The sequence below is a fragment of the Fischerella thermalis PCC 7521 genome (assembly GCF_000317225.1).
Taxonomy (GTDB): Bacteria; Cyanobacteriota; Cyanobacteriia; order Cyanobacteriales; family Nostocaceae; genus Fischerella; species Fischerella thermalis.
The window spans coordinates 41,025-62,025 of sequence record NZ_AJLL01000049.1 but is presented as its reverse complement, the minus strand read 5'-3'; the positions used below and the strand labels follow the sequence as shown (position 1 = coordinate 62,025).

General features: G+C 40.3%; 9 protein-coding genes. All 9 read right to left on the bottom strand.

Annotated elements, in window-relative coordinates; translation table 11 throughout:
* Window positions 1–155 precede the first annotated feature (155 nt).
* The 9 genes from UYK_RS0111340 to UYK_RS0111295 all read right to left on the bottom strand — a co-directional run bounded on the left by UYK_RS0111340 (window position 156) and on the right by UYK_RS0111295 (window position 20,689).
* Window positions 156–2,027: a TubC N-terminal docking domain-related protein gene (locus UYK_RS0111340; protein ID WP_016871428.1), complete on the bottom strand. Its 1,872-nt coding sequence runs from the start codon at window positions 2,025–2,027 to the stop codon at window positions 156–158.
* Between the two features lie 87 nt (window positions 2,028–2,114).
* Window positions 2,115–2,420 (bottom strand): phosphopantetheine-binding protein, encoded by a 306-nt coding sequence (locus UYK_RS0111335; RefSeq protein ID WP_009459337.1) that lies wholly within the window; start codon window positions 2,418–2,420, stop codon window positions 2,115–2,117.
* A 166-nt stretch (window positions 2,421–2,586) separates the two neighbouring features.
* Window positions 2,587–3,813, bottom strand: coding sequence for a hypothetical protein (locus UYK_RS0111330; RefSeq protein WP_016871427.1), 1,227 nt, complete (start codon window positions 3,811–3,813; stop codon window positions 2,587–2,589).
* 80 nt (window positions 3,814–3,893) lie between these two features.
* Window positions 3,894–5,666 carry an SBBP repeat-containing protein gene (locus tag UYK_RS0111325; protein ID WP_009459339.1) on the bottom strand — a complete coding sequence of 591 codons (1,773 nt, stop codon included), beginning with the start codon at window positions 5,664–5,666 and terminating at the stop codon, window positions 3,894–3,896.
* Window positions 5,667–5,837: 171 nt separating this feature from the next.
* A complete protein-coding gene (locus UYK_RS0111320; protein ID WP_009459340.1) occupies window positions 5,838–6,986 on the bottom strand; it encodes a beta-ketoacyl-ACP synthase III in 1,149 nt (382 codons plus the stop codon).
* Window positions 6,987–7,063: 77 nt separating this feature from the next.
* Window positions 7,064–7,981, bottom strand: a complete 918-nt coding sequence (locus tag UYK_RS0111315; protein ID WP_016871426.1) for a hypothetical protein — start codon at window positions 7,979–7,981, stop codon at window positions 7,064–7,066.
* Between the two features lie 190 nt (window positions 7,982–8,171).
* Window positions 8,172–9,824 carry a PfaD family polyunsaturated fatty acid/polyketide biosynthesis protein gene (locus tag UYK_RS0111310; protein ID WP_016871425.1) on the bottom strand — a complete coding sequence of 551 codons (1,653 nt, stop codon included), beginning with the start codon at window positions 9,822–9,824 and terminating at the stop codon, window positions 8,172–8,174.
* 230 nt (window positions 9,825–10,054) lie between these two features.
* Window positions 10,055–13,273: a PfaB family protein gene (locus tag UYK_RS0111305; RefSeq protein ID WP_016871424.1), complete on the bottom strand. Its 3,219-nt coding sequence runs from the start codon at window positions 13,271–13,273 to the stop codon at window positions 10,055–10,057.
* A 285-nt stretch (window positions 13,274–13,558) separates the two neighbouring features.
* A complete protein-coding gene (locus UYK_RS0111295) occupies window positions 13,559–20,689 on the bottom strand; it encodes a type I polyketide synthase (protein WP_009459344.1) in 7,131 nt (2,376 codons plus the stop codon).
* Between the last annotated feature and the right edge of the window lie 312 nt (window positions 20,690–21,001).

The window sequence follows — 21,001 nt, the reverse complement described above, 5'->3', positions numbered from 1 at the left end:
GAGTAATCCGTTAATTCGACAAATCGTAACTATGTTGTATGCACCAGCACGACGATTTACGATTTCTATAACTTGCTCCAAAGGAGAAAGTTTTCTGTCGTAGAACATAAGTATTGTATATTGTATTTCATGATTTGTACTCAATCGAATTAAATTCAGCGATCGCTTAATTTTGTCTTCAAAGAAGCAAAATGTTTGCCACCAAGTTCAATTTGTCCTTGTGTACATCCAGCCTGCAATCTTTGTACTAGATACTCCAAATCATGAGCTATAAAATTTGTGCCATGATCTGGTTCTATCAAACTTACTAACGCTGGATTGTCTACCTGTTGATTTGCCAAGCTAGAAATTCCCAAAAAATTCAATACTCCGGATTCATAAGTACCACAAGGAACTGAAGGGTTGTTGATTCCAACGCAGTATTCATTCTGTTTAAACCATTCAGCTGCTGGGTAGCCGTGGAAGTGAACAATTGGCGCACCATTTTTAATCAGATCTGGTGTATATAAGGCAGCAGACAAACTAATAGCAAGCATGACATAGATATCATAAGAAGGTTTGATATCTACTAGCTCTGGATTAATACCATTTGGTAATTGCAGAAATAACTTTTCTTTCAAACCAATCCGAATGATATCGCTTTCCAAGTTTAAATCTGTTTTGTTTGCACCGGAACGAGAACTAACAAGCCAAATATCTGGGATTTGCTTATATCTATATTCTGCTTTTACCTTGGTTTTTATGTAATACCTACCTTTTTCATTCTGACGAAATTCATCACTACTAAATCCTGCAACAGATAATAGATTTTGCCACTCATCTTCAGTTATTTCTGGTTCACCAACATATTGTGGAGGTTCAACATAAGCAACAAAACCATAAGAAACGCCTGTCCTCCCATTCACTATGACATTCACAATATCTCTATGGGATTTCCTTTTGATAACTTCACAAAGCTTAAAGCCTGGCGGAAATAGACCTGTAGATGCTAGTTCGTTACCTAATTTCACAAGTTTTTCAGCATAGCTAGATTCATGAGGCTTATACTGCTCTAAAGTAAATCTATTCAGTAATAGTGGATATATTGGTACAAAAACTTTAGGAACCAGGGAATTCAAAACAAAATATTCCATCTCCTTTCTAGGAAAAATAGAATCTGAGAGATTCATATTTAAAATGGAAATTTTGTCCTTGGAAACACCAATAACCATTTCTGAAAATGTTCTAACCAGAGTGTTTATCCCAATGTTTATTTTTTCTTGATAATTGATGAGAGGATTGACAAAATCCTTATCGATTTCACTCAGGATAATTACTTGAGTGTTAGTTGGATCTTCAATATATTTAGCTACATGATCTTCTGCCCAACTACTCAATTTAGCGATTCTAGAAACAGAAATATGTTGATTATTCAAGATGAATTGAGAATACACATAATAAAGCATTTCTGCTACATATACACCTAATTTTCTGATAAAATTTGGATTTTTTTCTACATCAATTACCGCATCTATCTCTGCTTTTACCCCCCTAATTTTCAGGCTCTTATTGAAGTTAATTAATGGCAAGTTAACATCATAGTAAAATTCAGTTGTTGCTTCTTCCCAAGATAAAATTTTTACTCCATAATTGCTGAGCTTCTCTGCTAGTTCTTCTCGAAATTTAATAATTTCTATCTGTTTATAACCCTTTGGTAATGGTCTAAATGTCACCGTTAGTTTTTGAGCCATCACTCTGGGATCAATAACTGGTGGCTTATATTCCACAGCTGATTTTTTAACAAATCCCCCGATTAAACGACCAATGGTTTGCAGGCTTAGTCCCATACTTAGTGGAACAGAAGCAGCTTTAGTGGTGACATCTCTATCACGTAGCAAGGTTAGTATTTCTGATTTATGAGCAGTTAGTTCTGCTTGCATTTCTGGTGTCATTATTCCCTTAGGAGAACGAAGATTTAGTTTTTCGTTATCGACCCACAAGTGAACACCTTTTTGAATCAGATTTTCCAAAAGATCGTATGCATTCATAGTTGTAGAATCCCTCAATAGGACTGTGGATTTTGAATTTTAGATTCATTCAATTTAAAATCTAAAATTCTTTGTAGCGGATTATGTTCAAATCTCAAAAATCTCTGAATCCGAATCTGCCAATTCTTCTGCTAAACGTTTGCTGAGCATTTCAATTGTGGGGTAATGCCACAATAGAATTAGAGATAGTTTAAATCCAAGCAATTTCTCTGCTCTACTAGCAAGAACCATCCCTTGTGCTGAATCCAAGCCATAACTATCCAAAGGTTCTTGGATATCTATCTCATTGGGTTCAACTCCCAGCATCTCAGAAATGTTAGATACTAGCCAGGCTTGGATTTCTTCTGCCGTATATGACCGCTTTACACCTGAATTAATGACAGACTGACTCATATTCACACCTGTAAAGTAAAGGAATTGGGACAATACTGAAAATTACGTTAATTCATAGGTGGGGTTGTTCAACTAGCTAGCGATCGCACAAATCCAGATTAAACTACGTAAGTTTGAATTGATGGGTTTTTAGTAAGCGCTAAAGCGCCAAAACGTTCATTACGAACTAATAAGTATTCTCACGGACAACAGACTTGGAGAACTTATGAAAGAATTTAATGTTATTTTGGATAGCCTTACTAATCGAGCCTCCTGTAGCCATAACACGCATTTCACGATTAATAGGCCATGTGTAGTCTAGTTTGTCGAAAAATCTGCACAGTTCTGAAATGAGACGTTGATGGTACTTCAAATTCAAATGTAAACCTTCATGCTCATGACAGAAGCATCTCTCTATCCAAAAGAGTGCTTCTTGGGTAGACATACCAAATAGAGGAGACCGTAATATCTTATAGACTAAGGGTATGACAAAGAGTTGGTCTGGAGAAAAGCTCGCAACTGCACCAGCAGAAAGCCCATTCAGAATGGTAAGTTGCATCATGTAAATTGAAAAATTTGCCATGAATTTCTCATAAGCTGTTGGCTTTGGAAAGTCCTTGTACAATTCTTGAGCGATCAGCAACGAAGTTGTAGTATGAAAAGATTCGTCCAAGAAATGGTAGTGAGAGACAGCCGTGGGAGATGGGATAAACTCACCTTTCTTTTCTAACTTCCTGAAATACTGAGAACGGCTGTATTCTGTTAGCTTGAGAAGCATATTGGCGATGAAGCGCAAGGCATAGTATTGTGATGCTAAGAAAGGTGTACTTCCCCAGTTAAAGCCGAATAACTGACGTATTGGTCCAGGCGACAAACGCCCAACCAGACCCTTTTGAATCACCTTGGACTCATTCCCTGTGAGAGGATCACCAACTATTACCTTACCTAGTATGGCCATCTCCGTCATGTTACCAATCGTGCGAAAAGCATGAATATGGTGACGTTCCTGTGAAGTTTCTACATCCAGTTCATGACAGAGGGTTTCGTAACCGCCTATGTTGTAAAAAACACTACCTGTTACTTGATTGTAAAGAGCTGTGTTAACTTCGCTAGCAGCAGTAAGATTGTAACCTCCAACCCAAAATAGATGATTAAGAGCAATCTTTTGTGAGGGGGAAACTGCATCGTAGAGTGGAGTGCCATAGAGGATTGAAAACTCAGGGTCACTCCAATAATGATTTTTGTGGTTGCTGTAATCAAAACTTTGATCTAACTCGGTTATTTTCTCGGTATAGTTGGACTCCCTGTTACGCCGATAGTTGATTTCCGTGGCTTTTAAATGCTTCTTGATCGGTGTATCAGATTTGTTTTGTAGTTGTTTTTTTATCTTTGACTCTTCGGTGTCATCTATCATATGTCCCTCTTCATGGATTCTGTAACATCAAAGATTTGATGTGTTATGAAGTTTTTCAAACAACATCTAAATACCTGTTTTTAAGCGCCACTAAAATCTTGTAAAGTACCTGACTCAGAATCAAGTTTGGCTATCCAGCTATCCACTGACCCAGCATTAATCGCTCCAAAGGAACCCTCAGTAGTTCCTGTTACGTAGACATTACCAAAATTGTCTAATGTAATACTGGTGGCAGCATCAGACTTGGATGTACCAAACTGTTGAATCCACAACTGCTTGCCTTCATTGTCGTACTTGGCAATCCAGGCATCATTAGAGCCAGCATTGCTTCCTTCCAAGTTTTTGTCAGTATACCCCACTAGAAAAATATTGCCATTGGAATCGACCTTCATGCTCGAGGATGCATCATCACCACAAGTGCCAAACTGTTTTATCCACAGTCGATTACCATCGCTGTCATATTTGGCAATCCAAGCATCATTAGATCCAGCATTTTTTCCTCCCAAGTTACCCAAAGTCCATCCTGTCATGTAGACATTGCCTTGGCTGTCTGTGTCAATCCCCTTAGGGAATTCAAAATCCTTAGTACCAAACTGTTTCGTCCACTCCAACTGACCACTATTGTTGTCATTCTTGGCAATCCAGACATCATATTGCCCAGCATTCTTTCCTCCCAAGTCCCCCAGAGTCCAGCCTGTAGAATAAACACTGCCATCATTACTGACAGTTACAGCATAAGCTTCATCAAAAGCGGAACTGCCAAACTGTTGAAACCACAGCTGGTTGCCATTGCTATCATACTTAGTTACCCAGGCATCATCCGCAAAGACATTAGGCTGAAAAAATAATCCTTCCTGTTGTTGCTCAATAGTGAATCCTGTGAGGTAAACACTACCATCGTCATCAACTTTCATGCTAAAGGAAGCATCAATCAGTTCAGTTCCAAACTGTTGAACCCACTGCTGATTACCATCGCTATCATACTTGCCCACCCAGACATCATAATTTCCTTCTCCTTGATTGGCTCCTCCAAAATCGCCTTTCGATATTCCCGCTACATAGAAGTTACCTTTGTTGTCAGCAACGATGCTAGTAGCTAAGTCAGAATAAGGAGTGCCAAACTGTTGAACCCACTGCTGATTGCCATCGCTATCATACTTACTCACCAAGACATCATTAGATCCCGCATTATCTTTTCCGAATGAGCTACTGATTACTCCTGCTACATATAAATTGCCAAAGGGATCTGTGGTTGAACTTGTAAGTATGTCAAAATCAGCAGTTCCCAATTGCTGGATCCTCCCTTGTACTGGTTCAGGTGGTGGGGTGTAACCCTCATACTGGAAGTAGTTTCCCTCAAGACTCAAATGGTGAGTGCCAGGCAAAACAGCTACAAGGTCAGGTACAGTTCCCTGCTTCCAAAATATTGCTGCTCCTGCGGGAGATTTGAGCAAGTAGTAATCTTTTGGAGCGCCATGTAGCTGAATGACATCTTGCCAAGGATTGAAGTCTAAAATTGTAGCAAATTGTTTTAAACCAAAATCAAGTCCTTTACTACTGGTGTAATATGGCTGTTTCCAATCACCGAGAACAAATCTGTCGTCCCAGCGAAGCTGACTACCCTCTAGCGCTGCCATGAAGTCTGCATCACCCAGGATAATATCCATTTGCGGTTGAGCGAAATGGTCATCACCAGGTTTCAAACCCACAAAAGTATCATTTCCGGAGCGACCCCACATGATTTCACTGCCTTCGCTCCTGAAAAGCAAGTCGGTGCCAGGTGTACTTACATTAAACACCCTTAAAAAGTAGGCATTGATATCACTTTCCAATTTGCTCAATAGATTTTCCATCTGAATTAAACCTGGAGCAATTATTTAAATCTTTTAAGCAATAAGGCAGAGAGCATAAGGGAAGAGGGTTTGACTTGTTTTTTTCCTTCATAACGGGTAGTGCAAACATTCACCGCATCTGTCTTCACCCGTCGATGTTGAGTTTGTTGAATAGTGGCCACGCAGCACACATTAAACCACTGTCAAAAGCATATAAGCGTATAAAAATCTAGCACTTTCGGGAACTAGGCAAAAGATTTTATCACCTTGTTCCAGTTTTCCAGATGACACTAATTCTTCTAACATAACAAAGATAGAGGCAGAACCTGTATTACCTTTGTAGGTTAAGTTAGTAAACCATTTATCCAAAGGAATCTCAAATCCAATTTCCATCAACTCATCGTAAAGCGGTTGTCTAAAATGTTCTGATGAGTAGTGAGGCAAACACCAAGTGATCTCATTTGCTTTGAGACTATGTTTATCCCGGACTTGTAACAAGCCTTTTTTCCCATAGGACACTACATTTTCTCCTAGCAATTTTACATCCTGCTTTAAGGCAAAATAACTCTCCTTCCATAGTTCTTCTGGATTTTCGACTTCCCGCCACCCTTGTAAAGAACCATCAACTCTCTTGACACCCCCTGCATACATACAAGTCTCTAGTTCATTGGCAAAAGAGATGATTTCAACCCAATCTATTCTAAGTGAAATACCATTTTGACGAGGAGTATCCGTTATCAGCACTGCTGCTGCGGCATCAGAAAGCATCCACCTCAAAAAATCCTTCTCAAAAGCTATGATCGGTTTTGCTTCCAAATCTTGAATTTTTGCTTCTATTTCTGGTTGAAAGTACACTCCCTTAAATGCAGTTGATGCAAGTTCTGATCCTGTTGTTACAGCATTTTTACTCCAACCAGAAGATACGTTCATATATCCATACTTGAATGCAGTCATCCCTGAGCAGCAAACACCACTTGTAGCTACAACCTCACAGGGAGGACATCCAAGTTCTCCATGCACCATAAGAGCATGGTTAGGAATAATCTGATCTGGAGAAGATGTGCCACAAACCAAACACTCTATTTCTTCTAACGAAATATTAGTGTTTTTTACAAGAATACGTACTGCTTCGGCTGTTAATTGTGCATTAGTATGGGTTTGCTTGCCAGTTTTTGGATCTATTGCATAATATCTAGATTTGATACCGTTGTTTTTGAGGATGCGATTTTTAGAACGAGAAGGCTTTCCGTTGACTAACCCAAGAACATTTTCAATTTCCTCATTATTTACCGGTTCATTAGGTAGAAATACTCCTAGACCTGTAATATATGCTGAAGTCATAATCTTCTCCAAAGAACTGAGCAAAACTTTAAATTTTAAAACGTGTTTCCCTGAAAGCAATTAGTTATTGTTCACTGCTAATCCACACCAGATGGGGATTTGAGAAGCTCAACATAAGATGCTATTTTTTTATGAATCAGTGGAGCAAAAAGAAGTTGAACGACAGTGGAAACTATAAGGACAATTGGAATAGCAAATATGAGCTGAACTGCAAAGATGCAGACTATTGGTATTCTGCTCCAGCTCCCCTGTTTACCAAAAAAACGAGCTATCTTAGCCCAGGGACGATATACCAAGCGCCCAATAAATTCTGGAATGACATAGCGTTGATTCACTTCAACCGCCCCAAGTCCTTGAAGCATTGGTTGACGCGAAGAATCACTTAAGGCTGCGAGATTATTAGCTATCCGCTTCCCAAATCTTGATAGTGCATAAATATCCTCATCTCTAACACCAGCAGCAGGTAACACTCCCAAAAATCTGTTTTTTTTCCCAGTCAACAGTAACCGGGGAGTGGTGATAAAAGTAGCCAAAGGTGGCCCTTGGTGAGTCAAAACCACATTGTCAATATGAATTCCTCCGACTTCAGCAATCATTTTCTTCATCGTTTCTGAGGCAGAGTGCCACATATTTCTACAGACTACTAAAGTAATAACTTTCGTATTCTCTAAAACTTTGGCATACTTGGATTTTAAAAAACCCTGAATTGGTAAAGATGGAGCTAAAAACCAAACCTGATAAGCAAGAATAATTAGATCAAATTTCTCATCATTACCAAATTTCGGTGGATAGATTTCCGGCGGCTCCCCGTTCACACATTCTGGAAAAACATCAAAAAATTTATATAAGCTCCAAGGAAAAGGATAATTATCTTTTGGTTTTATACACTCCCAGGTAAGCTCAATTTCTGCTGTTTGGAGAAATTTAGTAAAAGATTCGACTGCACGAGTCACATCTCCCGATTGTGAGTAGTAAACTACCAATACACGTTTCATGACTGTAGGTAGAAAAAGTAGTTAGGAAAGTTGTGAACTAGATAACAGGAGAATACTGATATTATGCTTCGTTGTTGGGCATGGGAAAATCATCAGTATCTTAATTACCAATTACCCATTACCAATTACCCATTACCTATTACCAGCCCACGCGACAATATAAGTATTCAAGCGAACATAATATTAAGTCTTATTGTGGTCGATACTGCATGTAGGTAGCTGGCATTTGCAATCCTTGCATTTTCAAACTTTGGATGCGGAATAAATATGCAGCACCTCTCATAATATGGTTAGCAACATCAACCACTTTGCGATTATTTGGATCAGCAAGATAAGAACCCCTGACCCAATCATTAAAACTACCCATTGCTGGACCACACCAGATTTGATAATCAGTTTCTCGACCTTTTTCCCCAGAATTAGACCAGCGAGACGACAATCCAAGATACCAGCGAAAAATTAGAGCCATCTTCATTTTGGGATTGTTGGCAGCTTTAATTAACTTATCGGGATTTCTTTGAGATAAATAAGTAGTGGTTTCTTTCCAAATTACTTCCAGATTCTTTTTAAAAACTTGTTTTTCTAGTTTCTCTCTTTCTAAAGGTGGAATGTCTTCAATTGAGTTATAGTTTTTGTATAAATCAAACAGTTTTTGTGCCCGGAGGGGAAAGAAAGTTCCTCTTTTAAGAACTTGAAGTTTTACTCCCATTTCAAACATATCAGCTGCTGGGGCCATCATCACGTCAGTCATCTCGGCTTGAGCTAGTAATTGTTTTGTATATTGAGAAGTTCCAGCTTCAACGCAAGACTGGTTGATAGAGCCAGTGACAATATAAGCAGCACCCATCATAAAAGCGGCTAATGCTGATTGGGGAGTTGCTATTCCTCCTGCTACTCCGACTCTGACAGCTTGTTCGTAACAGTATTTTCTTTGAATTTCATCTCTCAATTCCAAAATTGAAGGTAAAAGGCAAACTAGAGGACGATTATCCGTATGACCACCAGAATCTGCTTCTACAGTGATGTCATCTGCCATTGGGACTTGTTCGGCTAGTTTTGCCTGTAATTCACTGATGAGGTCTTGTTCAACTAATCGCTTGAGAATGTTTGTAGGGGCAGGTTGAATAAATTTAGTTGCAACTTCTCTGCGAGAGATTTTAGCAATGACTTTATTTTTGATTTCGATTTCATTAGCTGCACTTAAACCCAGCCCAGCAGCTCGATAGTAAACAATGTTGTCAGTCAAATCCAGAAAGGCAGAGGCTTCTATTGTTCTCATCTGATATTTGAGATACAAGTCAACGACACTGCGTTCAATAGCAGGTTCGCTAGGACTGTGGAGCAAGTTAAAAGCGTAAGGTCCTTTTGGCAAGGCTTGTTGAATGCGGTTAATGGCTGCTTCCACACGGGAAGCAGCTAAACCTCCAGCACCAAATGAACTTAATATTCTCTCTCTACCAAGAGCAATTACTAATTCTTCAGAAGCAATACCATGAGCCATCGCCCCAGTGGCGTAGGCGTATTTCACGCCATGAAATTCCAAGAAAGTTGGATCGCCTAATTGTTGAATACTGAGGGGTGGAACAGCTATGAGCATTTCCACTTTTCCTGCTTGTCCATGATTGGAATTGTACAAATAACCTTCGTTGGTGACGCCGATTTGACTTTCAATCCTGACAATGTAACAAGGTTTATCTAAATTCAGCACTTTAGCTTTTATACCCTCTTCATCAAAAGATACAGAGTCTAAAGAACCTTGCCAAGTTTGATTATGATTGGGCAAGAATGTGGAAAATTTGAGGTTTTGAGAAGTTTTATACGGTAAAGTGTCTACACTAGTCACGTTTTTAGCCTTTTATTGTCTAGGGAGTTTGTAGTTAAAGCTATTAGTTAGTTGTTGATTTCAGCTCTTTCAAGGTGACTGGTAAGGTAAAATCTCTTTTTTCTCTCTGTGTTCTCTGTGCCTCTGTGGTTAAATTAATAACTTATAACCCGATGCAGAGGACACAGAGATAAGAGGTTACAGAGAAGTTGATTGTAGAAAGTTTTTATCTAGCTTGAAAGGCTAAATTATTACTCTCTGGCTGAATGCTCGTTATCTACGTCATTTTTATCGAAAATATGCTGCAAACAATCTAATTGACGCTGAATTATTAGACTAATTTGCAGTAGTGATTCTTGTCGAAATTGTAAAAAATTAGCATGAGATTTGGTGAACTGGGATGTGTTTTCACTCAGCTTTTGATATAAATCATTGCGTAAGTTTAGTACATGTAATTTAGAAACATAACTATGTTTTTTTAAAGAAGAAGTAGGAGGATACTGGTATTTTTTTTGTTGTTCACCTGTTGTGGTAAAGTCAGGTTTTGGTGATTCTTCTACAAATTCTAAGCTTTTGATACGACCTTGCTGAAAGTAAGGATTTAAGCGTTCAAATTCCCTTAGATCAAGTGGTTTATATTGTTGTTTTTTATTATTCTGAATCAGAGTGTCTGAAGTTGGATTTTGGAAATTTTTCTGGTCTTTCTTGGTTAATGCTGTGAAGTTAAACTCGCTACCGTTCAATGTTATGGTTCTAAGCTTGGGCTGAATTTGTCTGGTATTTTCTTGGACTTGAGAATACAGTGGTGATAAGTCCATGTTGACTCTGTGACTGAGGAGTTTGGCTAATGCTTTCACAATACAAGTATGCTCGTCTATTCCTCTCTTATTGAGAGAAACTGTGATGTGTTCTTTTTGCTTGAGGGTTCGACTAATCCATCTGGAACAATTACTTCCAGCGCCTACTTCGATAAATATTCTGCTACCGTCTTCCCAGACGCGCTCAACTAGCCGAGGAAAATCAAGCTGTTGAATAAGTACTTTGGCAATGTTGTTACCAACAGAATGACTATCGAGGGTAATAGGTTTATATTCTGCTGCCGAATAAAAAACGGTGTTTGGTATGTTTTGGATAGGTAAGGTATTTAGTTTAACAAGTGCGTCGTGTTCAGAACGTATAGCCTCGCAATGAATTACATGATTGAAAGGGGCACGAAAAGCATCGCAATTTAGGGTTTGAATTATCCTTTGACAGGCTTGTGTATCACCAGCGATCGCTACTTCTTCTGGAGTATTAATTAAAGTTAAATAGACGCGCTCTTCATTTTTGAGAGCCTCCCTGACACGGGAAACTGGACACATGAGTATATATGTACTCCAAAATTCTTTGCCTTCACTATTCTGTTCCTGAGTCAATCCCCAGTATTTACGAACTGCGTTTTTAGGGCCAGACAATTGTGTTTTAAATAAAGCAGATGAGTTCAAATCCTCACTACCTTCGTGAAAGTGAGCCCAGATTCCCTGAGAAAGCATCATGCTAGTTTCGCCCAGGCTATAGCCAAAGACAGAATGGGGCTGTAGTTGGAAATAATTCTTGAGAATTGCACTCAAGAGTCCAGCAACGCCAACTTCTGATTCAAGCATTGCGACTGGATCATCGATCAATTGCTGTTCGAGGGCTTCTAATTGCTTTGTGGATAATTTACTCAGGCTTCTAGGATAGAGAAGTTTCTCTATGTTGAGGACACGACTGTAAACGCTTTGAATGACAGGATCTTCGTAAATTTTGGGAAACAAGCGGAAGAGATTCCGGGCAATGCCAACATAAGAACTGTAAGCACCAGGGTAAACGAAAGCAACATTGCCTTTGTTAGTCAGTGGTTTGGGCGTAAAATAGCTACCTACCGGGGTTTGCCAGTCTTTGCCTGTATTAAAAGCATCAGCAACACCCTGAAGAGCGCGCTGAATTTCCCGCGTCAATTCCTCTTGATTACGTCCGAGAATGGACAGCGCGTAGGTGGCATGTTGACGCTGTTGATAAGCTGTAAAGGTAAGGCTTGCAGCAGCAGATAGAGAAGAAGAATTGGCAATTGTTTGTTCTAAGGCACGCAGCTGTTCTAATAAAGTAGGGCAATCATTAGCAGCGATCGCAAACAGATAAAAAGGCATTTGCTCTAAATATCTGCTGCTACGCTGTATCTGAGTTGCTTCCTCCGACAAAATTAAATGTGCGTAACTGCCATCTATCTCCATACTGTTAATGGCAGCAATTCTTTTAGTAGCTCCTGTGGCTAAAAACCAGGGTCTTGATTCAGGAGCAACATAAAAGGGGCTACCCTCCCAGGCTTGGGGCATTTTGGGAGTAGACCAATGGGGAACACCAGGAATGTAACGGTGATATAAACAAAGTGCTGTTTTAATGACGCTGACTATTCCTGAGACAGTATAGGTATGCCCGATATTGGCTTTGACACTACCGATCGCACAATTGAGACCAGGGTCAGAAGTCCGATAAGCCTGGAGCAAACCTAAAATTTCTGACTCATCTTGCTGGGGAACTCCACTGGCGAAAACTTCTAAATAGCCGATATCTGCGGGTTTGACACTTGCCATATCAAAAGCGAGTTGACATACTTGCGTTACCGCTTTCGAGTCAGGGATAGTTTGAGAAGAAGAATTATCTTTTAAAATATTGAGGGCATCAATCACTGCATAAATGCGATCGCCATCTTGTTGTGCTGTTTCGTGGAGTTTCAAGACTACGGCGGCTGCACCTTCGCCTAGCATCCAACCATTAACGTTCTGGTCATAACTCAAAGTATGAACGCCTGTGTTGACTGTTGCCGTTTGATTTCTCGTTAAAAGACTAGCGCTATTCTCAGCCAGTTCCACAGCACCAACAACAACAGCATCTACTTCTCTGATTGTAAGTAGCTTTTTTGCAACCTCAAAAGCCTTGCACACAGAATGTTGTTCGGCTATGAGTGTGAATAAAGGACCAGGAAAATTCCATAGACTGGAAATACTCCACTGATTGGAAATGGCGTCTTTTGCTTCTTGATTAATTAGACGTAGAGACAGTTCCGTTGCGGCAACAATAACAACTGCTACCCTACTTCTTTGATCTAATTTTGCATCTTTGAGGGCGTTATCAGCAACCTTGAGCATCAACAGTTCTTGAGGTTTTAGCTTTTCTGCTTCCTCAGATGCTAATTGGAAATCTGAAAAATCTATTTCAAAATCTTCGATGTACGCTCCTAAAGGCGTAAAATTACTTTCAAAGCCATAGTTTGCGAGGTACTGCTTTTGCTTGTTTAATTCTTGCGATCCCTGGGAAGGAAAGGTAATAAAGTGTTGAGTTCCTTCATAAATGCTGCGTTCAAAAGTATCTAATCCTTGACAGCCACCCAAAAAGCAATCCATACCAACAATCGCAATTTTAGGATTTTTCATTTGTTCATTTATGCCCATTACTTAAATATCCTTGTAACAACGCATATCCAGTCTTTCAAGGTGTCATACCAATTCACAATTTGCAATTCGCAATTATAAAACTTGGATAAAGCAAAACTTTCAGGGTTTACATCTGTATCAGATTTTTCGTGAAATAGTATCATGTATTTTCTTGGTGTCTTAGTGTCTTTGTGGTGAAAAATTAACTTTTGAACCACCAAGGCTCTAAGGCACAAAGGTGAAAAGACTAAAATTCGGGAAATTTTTTGAAGGTTTTTAGTGACCTTGAAAGGGCTGTCACTATCACCTTTTTGTAGGCAAAATTGTTCCCTTTGCTCCAATCATGCGATTATATATCTTTCCTTGATGATCATGTGCAATGACATCAACAGTTACAGATGAATCTGTTTTTGATTTGACTTCACAAGAAACGTAAAAGGTTTGATTAAATGGGATAGCTGCGAACTGTTCAAAGAGTTTTATTTCTGAGGGCAAACAACCTTCTTGATAGAAATACTGCGTCCAAATCCATAATGCATGAATCTGAACATCTGCGATATAGGGGTTAAATATTTGTACAGGAAATTGTCCTTGTTGTCTTGTCCTGAGTTTTGGCAAATTGCATTCTATTGTGATCTTTTCCGGACTGATGTTTAAGATAGTTTTTACACCCTGAAAAGAAGGTCCATGAAATAAACTTGCTGCCCCGTCTTGATAAAGTGATGTAGTAGAACCGAGAATTATTTCTTCCTGTTTTAAGTTAAGCGAATTATAAACCGGAGCAGTTGGAATTTGACGTTTTAGTTTGATCTGTCCGCTGAAATGATAACGAATTTTTCCTTCTTGATTCTTACTAGATATCTTAGCATCAAACTCTATTTCTGCAATATCATTTTTAGAAATCTCTTGCAAATCTAAAGTGTATTCTTTTGCCAAAGTTTCATCAAAAATAATTCCTTTCAAAATTTTGAAGTTTGGGCAATTAAAAGATTTGTAACCAGGATAGAGTTGTTCACAGGTATTAGCAATCCATGCTAAGGCACAAGTGGCTGGTAGAACTGGACGACCAGCAATCACATGGTCTTGTAAAAATGGGTTTTCTGCTAAAGTTAATCGGCGCTGGATACGATATTTTTGCAAATCAGAATTGCAAGATTGAGGTACATACAATAGAGGGCTACCTATGACTACTTGTGTTGTTTGTTGATTGACTTGTGCCAATTCATCAACCAGCATTTGAGTGCCAACTTCTATAGGAATAGTCTCTATACCCCGTTCAGCAAAAGCTTTCTTCAATTCCGGTGTCACCATACCACTATCCCAAGGTCCCCAATTGATTGCAACTGCATGACAATTGGGATAGTTGCGTTTCACCAGATGAGCTGACTTGTTGAGAATTTCATTCGCGATCGCATAATCAGACTGACCAATATTCCCGTAAAAGCCCACTACAGAGGAAAACAGGACTAAATAATTAAGTTGACTGGGTGAAACACAGCGTAGTAAGTTTTCCAAACCTGTGACTTTGGCAGCAAAAACAGTTTCAAAATCCCGTTCTGTTTTATTTTCAATGCGTTTATCTGCCAAATTACCAGCCCCGTGAATAATTCCCGTTACTGCACCCAAACGCTCAACTGCGACATTAAGTTGTTCTTGGAGTTGTGTTGCATCAGTGACATCCACGCTCAGATATTCTGCTTGTCCACCCGCCTGCTCAATCGCTCGCAGGGTAGTATCAATTTCGCGCCTAGATGCGATCGCCTTATACTTTTTCTGCACCATTGCAGGTGTGGGCTTTTCTCCTTTGGCGATAAAATCATCCATAATCCGTTTTTTCAATTCCCCTTCATTTGAGCAGCCTTCAGCCCATACTGGCTCAGGATCTACAGACGAACGCCCCAGGAGAATAAACTTGCATTGATAATGCTGTGCTAGCTTAATCACGCATTGAGCGGTTATTCCTTTTGCGCCACCACTGACGAGAAAGACTTGGGATTGGGGATTGAAAGAGGGGAGATTACTTCCTTGTCCTCCTCTTCCCTCTTCACACACCAGCGTTGTTCGCCCATGTGAACTGTATCCAACTTCAACAATTAACTGATTGGGGTCGTGGAGTTCGGCGAGGATATATTTTACTGATGTGTGAATATCTAAATCGGGACTCAGGTCAATGGCGCGACAAAATACAGCTTCCCATTCCTGATTCAGGGTTTTGGTTAGTCCGAACAGTCCACTACTGATTGCACCAAAGTTGGTTTTATACCCTAATCCAAACTCGCCATCCAGATGAGCAACAGTGAGGAAGCAACTGCGCCCTTGATTTGCTGCTTGATTCAGTGGTGCTTTGAGATGTTTGGCGATCAGAAAGACGTGACGCAGGAGTGCTTTCTCTGTTTCCAGATAACGGACACAATTACTTGCATCATAGTTAGCAGGATTAAGGTGGATGAAGGCGGCGATTTGACCATACTCAGAAGCGATCGCTTCGAGTTGATTTTGTAAATGCTCTTCGCTCAAATTTGCCAGCACAACTCGATTGATTCCTTCTGGTAAAGGTAATTGTTCGGCAATTAAGGTTTGGGGAAAACTCAAAACAACTACTTTCCAGTTGCGCTTCCCAAGAGCAAGAGCTAGTTCTGAAGTTGTGGTAGTCCCATCATCAGTAATCAAGGCGATATGCTGCTCAGGTAAGGTAAAATCTAAAACATCTGGTTCAGGAAGAACTTTGAGTTTAACTGGACTGCGGCGAATATTGTGATTTAATTTAGGAGGCTGGCTGTTGGACTCAACTGGAAATGTTTTTTTTTCCAGGGTCTCAGCCTGTTGCTTCATATAGTCAACTATTTGACCAAGAGTACGCAATTCTCCTAGTTCCTCTGGATTCGGCTTGGGCAAATTCGGGTATAACTCTAACAGCGCCCCCAGAATTTCAACTCGTTTGATCGAATCAATCCCTAAATCTGCCTCCATATCCATTGACAGTTCCAGCATCTCCACTGGATAGCCTGTCTTCTCACTGACAACGTTGAGCAGAATTTGGCTCAGGTCAGTGAAATCAAGGGACGGAAGTGAGGAAGTTGGTTCTTCTAGAGTAGGGAGAGCAACTGGAACTGGAGAAGAAGCTATGTGTATATCTTTACTCTCCGCATCTTCTATTTGCTGTGTCACCACATCACTCTCTTCACTTGTCTTGGCTTCGTCCAAAGCAACTTCTTGTGCTGTTTGTATGGGTGCAGACTCAACCGGAGAAATTGCCGGTACAAGCGTCCGCATGTATTCCACAATTTGGCCAAGAGTGCGTAATTGTCCCAGTTCTTCTGGATTAGGTTTGGGTAAATCTGGGTATAACTCCAGCAGCCCTCCTAGAATTTCAACTCGTTTGATGGAATCAATTCCTAAATCTGCTTCAATATCCATCGAAAGTTCCAACATTTCCACCGGGTAGCCTGTCTTATCGCTGACAACGTTGAGTAGAGTTTGGCTGAGGGTGGCTTCATCAATGGTTAATGGTACTGATGGTACATCTGGCGATGGAACGGCGGGAGTATCAGAGATAGTTACAGTAACTGACTTTGTGTCATGATTGCCATTTTTATAAGTACCATTGCCATTACTCTTACTATGGTGGACACCATGACTAGCGCCATTGATTAAAACAGGCTCAAAGTTAGTTACAAAATCGTTAGCGGGTGTAGCAACTGCTGCGGTAGTTCCACCATTAGCTCGAAATGAAACAGCAGAACTATCCTGATAGCTGACAATGGATGTTGTCTGTGGCAGCGATTCTGTAAGCTCTTCAGTACTTATGCTAGCAAGTAGCTGGTCATAATGTTGCTGGAGTAATTGGAAAAAGTTTTTGGTTTGTTCTGTTTGATGGTTGAGATATTGCTCATGGACACGCAATGTTTCACCATGATGCTGGTGAAAGCGCATGATGCTGCGCTCAGAGTAGGAGATGATAATTTGTTTCGTGTCTGCATGTTGATGAGGGAATTTACTATTTCCCAGTAATAAATTCTGTTGCTGCATCAGCTGGAAAAAGATTTTAGTATATTCCGTCTGATGCAACAAAGATTTTTCATGAACACGCAAAATATCACGTTGATGACGATTGAATTCTATGAGGGTGAACTCTAAACTATCTAAAACTAGTTGATAATTTTGGGGAGCCTCTAGACTTGTTGACTGTTCTGCCTGGCTGTGCATATTTGCAGGATGATTTTCTTTGATCTGTCTATCAAAAAATCCTTTCTTCGCGTACTTCGCGTCTTTGCGGTTCATTACTTCATCCCCAGATTGGGCAACACCCGCATGATTACCGTTTGTATGCTCTGGATTTACAGGTAAAGAGTCTGTCTGTTGGACAGGGAGAGTAAGGGGAGTATTTACCTCCGAGGAATTATCTTTTGTTTTTGGCAGACTAACTTGATGACCATCTTGCAAAGCTTTTACAAAAGCCTGTTTAGTTTTTTCTGAGACGTAGTTACTACCATTTAGTTGTACAGTCAACAGCTTGTTTTTGGGAACTTCTGGTACTTTCTGCTCAATTTGGTAGGGGTCAGGGTTTTGTAAAGGTAAACCAGCGACACGTAACAGCGTCACAGCTTCTCGCAAACAGCGATCGCTATCTTTTTGATAGCTGCCATTTAAAGCCACAGCTAAATGAGGTTGATCACCAAGGATATCTTTGACTAAGCTGGTGAGAATGCCTTTAGGACCAAACTCTATGAAACAATAGCCACCTTGAGCGTAAATGTTTTCAATCTCTTGCTTAAAAAGTACCTGATTAATCAGATGTTGTTTAAGGATTTTTTGAATGGCTTGTGGTTCATTGGGGTAACGCTCTCCTGTGACATTAGTGTAAACAGGGATTGTTGGCTCTTGGAAACTCACTTTCTCAATTGCTTGAGCAAAAGGTTTTTGAGCATGAGCTACCAGGGGTGTATGAAAAGCTGCGGAAACAGGTAGTAAGACAGTAGAATAAGCTTTCGCTTTTAGTTGTTCCTGCACTTGGGCGATTTCAGCTTTCGCTCCTGCTAACACAACTTGACGAGGGGAATTCAAGTTAGCGATAGTCACTAGGGGGAAATTCTTGATCACTTCTTCCACTTGAGAGATATCGCCTTTGACTGCCAGCATAGCTCCAGCATCAAACTCAGGATCATTTGGTGCAGCCATAGCCTGACCCCTAGCTTTTACTAGGAAAAAGTAATCTTCCTCACTGAGAACACCCGCAGCCCACAGAGCCGTTAATTCTCCAAAGCTGTGTCCCAAGACAAAATCTGGCTTGAATCCTCCCTGTTGTAATATTTTGTAAAGACCAACGCTGAATGCCCCAATTGCTGGCTGTGCATACTCTGTACGTTGCAATGCTGCAACCTGTGCCTGTTTTTGGGCTGTATCAAAAACTGGGGGAGGGAAAACTATTTCTGAAACAGGCTGCAAGTCATCTTTGTAGAAAAGCTGATCTATGTCACCATAGGTCTGTCGCAAGCAAGGAAAGTTGATCACTAGTTCTCGACCCATTTCCAGGTATTGAGAACCTTGCCCAGAAAACAGGGCAACTACCTTGCCTGCTGTTGCCACACCAGCTTTGCGGTAGTAAATTCCTTGGGGATGATCCCACGATTCTGCTTGTGGCTTCTTGGTGAGTAGATCAATACATATTTGCAATGCTTTATAAGCTTCAGTCAAAGACTCGGCTACAAATCCGACTCTGGCATTTGTGGCAGGAATTTCTAATGATGCACAAGCCGCAATCAGTTCTGCATAATGCTGTTCTCTTTCTGGGGATTGCAACTGATGTAGAATTTCTTGACAGCGTGTTAGTAACTGCTCAGGTGTGGATGCAAATAACAGCACCGACTGGGGAGTATGATGTAAACGATAAGGGCGATCGTGTTCGCTCGAATATTCTTCTAACACAACGTGATAATTCGTACCACCAAAACCAAAAGAACTTACTCCTGCACGTCTTGGTACTTCTGCTTGAGAACGAATCCAAGGTCTTGTTTCTGTATTCAAATACAACGGTGAGTTTTCCAGACCTAGTTTCGGGTGCGGCTTAGTAACGTTAATGGTTGCTGGTAAGACTTTGTGGTGTAAAGCTAATGCTGTTTTGATCAAACTTGCTGCACCCGCAGCAGCTTTGGCATGTCCAATCTGTGATTTGACACTTCCAAGTGCAATATGTTGTTTTTTACAATTATTTTCCCCGAAAACTTCTTTGAGAGCTGTGACTTCGGCTGGATCTCCAACCATGGTGCCTGTACCGTGTGCTTCAATCAAACCTACGCTAGTAGGTGAAAATCCTGCATCTTCATAAGCACGATGCAAAGCTTTGACTTGACCTTCTGGGCGAGGTGCATAGATGCTTTTGTAACGACCATCACTGGAGGTTCCAATACCTTTAATAACTGCATAGATTCGGTCATTATCCCGAATCGCATCTTCAAGGCGCTTCAACACCAACATCCCTATTCCTTCAGCCAGCATCATCCCATCTGATTGGGCATCAAAAGGTTTGGGATTTTGGCTTGGGGAAACAGCTGGTGTTTTGCTGAAACACATATAGGCAACAATTGAGTTGTCAGTGTCAACTCCACCAGTGAGCATCATGTCGGCTCGATGCTCAATTAGTTCACTAATTGACATCGCAAGTGCGCCTAAGGAACTGGCACAGGCAGCATCCACCACACAGTTCATTCCTCCTAAATCCAGGCGGTTGGCAATTCGTCCAGCCACTATGTTCGCTAGCATACCGGGAAAGGCATTCTCTTCCCATTGCACATATGCACTTTTGATTTTCTCGATAATTTTTTGCGTATCTTCATCAGATAAGCCACTACTTTTTAAGACTTTTTCCCAAACAGGATACTCCAATCTAGTAGCCAATGGCATTGACATCTGCCTTGCCAGTGCTACACCTAAAACTACCCCTGTGCGTTCTCGGTTAAATTGGCTTTTTTCACCATAACCAGCATCTTCCATTGCTGCTTTAGCAACAACCAAGCCTAGCAACTGTGAAACATCTGTGACTTCCAAGACATTGGGAGGAAGTCCAAATTCCATAGGGTTAAATTCGATATCTGGGATGAATCCGCCACGTTTGCAGTAAGTTTTGTCAGGGGTTTTGGGGTGAGGATCGTAGTATTCATTAATGTTCCAGCGTGATGGAGGAACATCGGTAATACAATCAACTTTGCGAATAATTTTTTCCCAGTATTCCTGTAAATTTTTAGATTCTGGGAAGATAGAAGCCATCCCAATAATAGCAACAGGATTCTGGTGCAGTTTTTTGTTAATTTTATTGATTTCAGTTGCATTTGCAGACATCATCTTTTTAACCTTTATAAGTTTGTCCAAAGTCTGTTCACAATTGCTAACTTCTTTTTGTAACTTTGCAAAGTCAACTTCAATTCTAGAAGGAGCCATGACTTAATCTTCATTATTTACTTGGGAAATGTAGGGAAATAACCAAGATTTATGTACTCTACAAAAAACAAGTTTGGAATTAATTGTTAGAAAAAATCATTGATTGTTTGACAGAGCAGTTGAGAATTTCTATCTTCAAGCTTGCTACATAAGTAGTTAAGCAGCTTGAGCTTGGATTACCTCATCTAAAGAAATTAATCCAACTCTGTGCATCTGAGTAATAACATCTATTACTCGTGCTGCTCATTGTAGACTAGTTGCTTTTTTGTAGCAACTTAAATGCAACAAACTTATTTCTATGATTTGAAATTA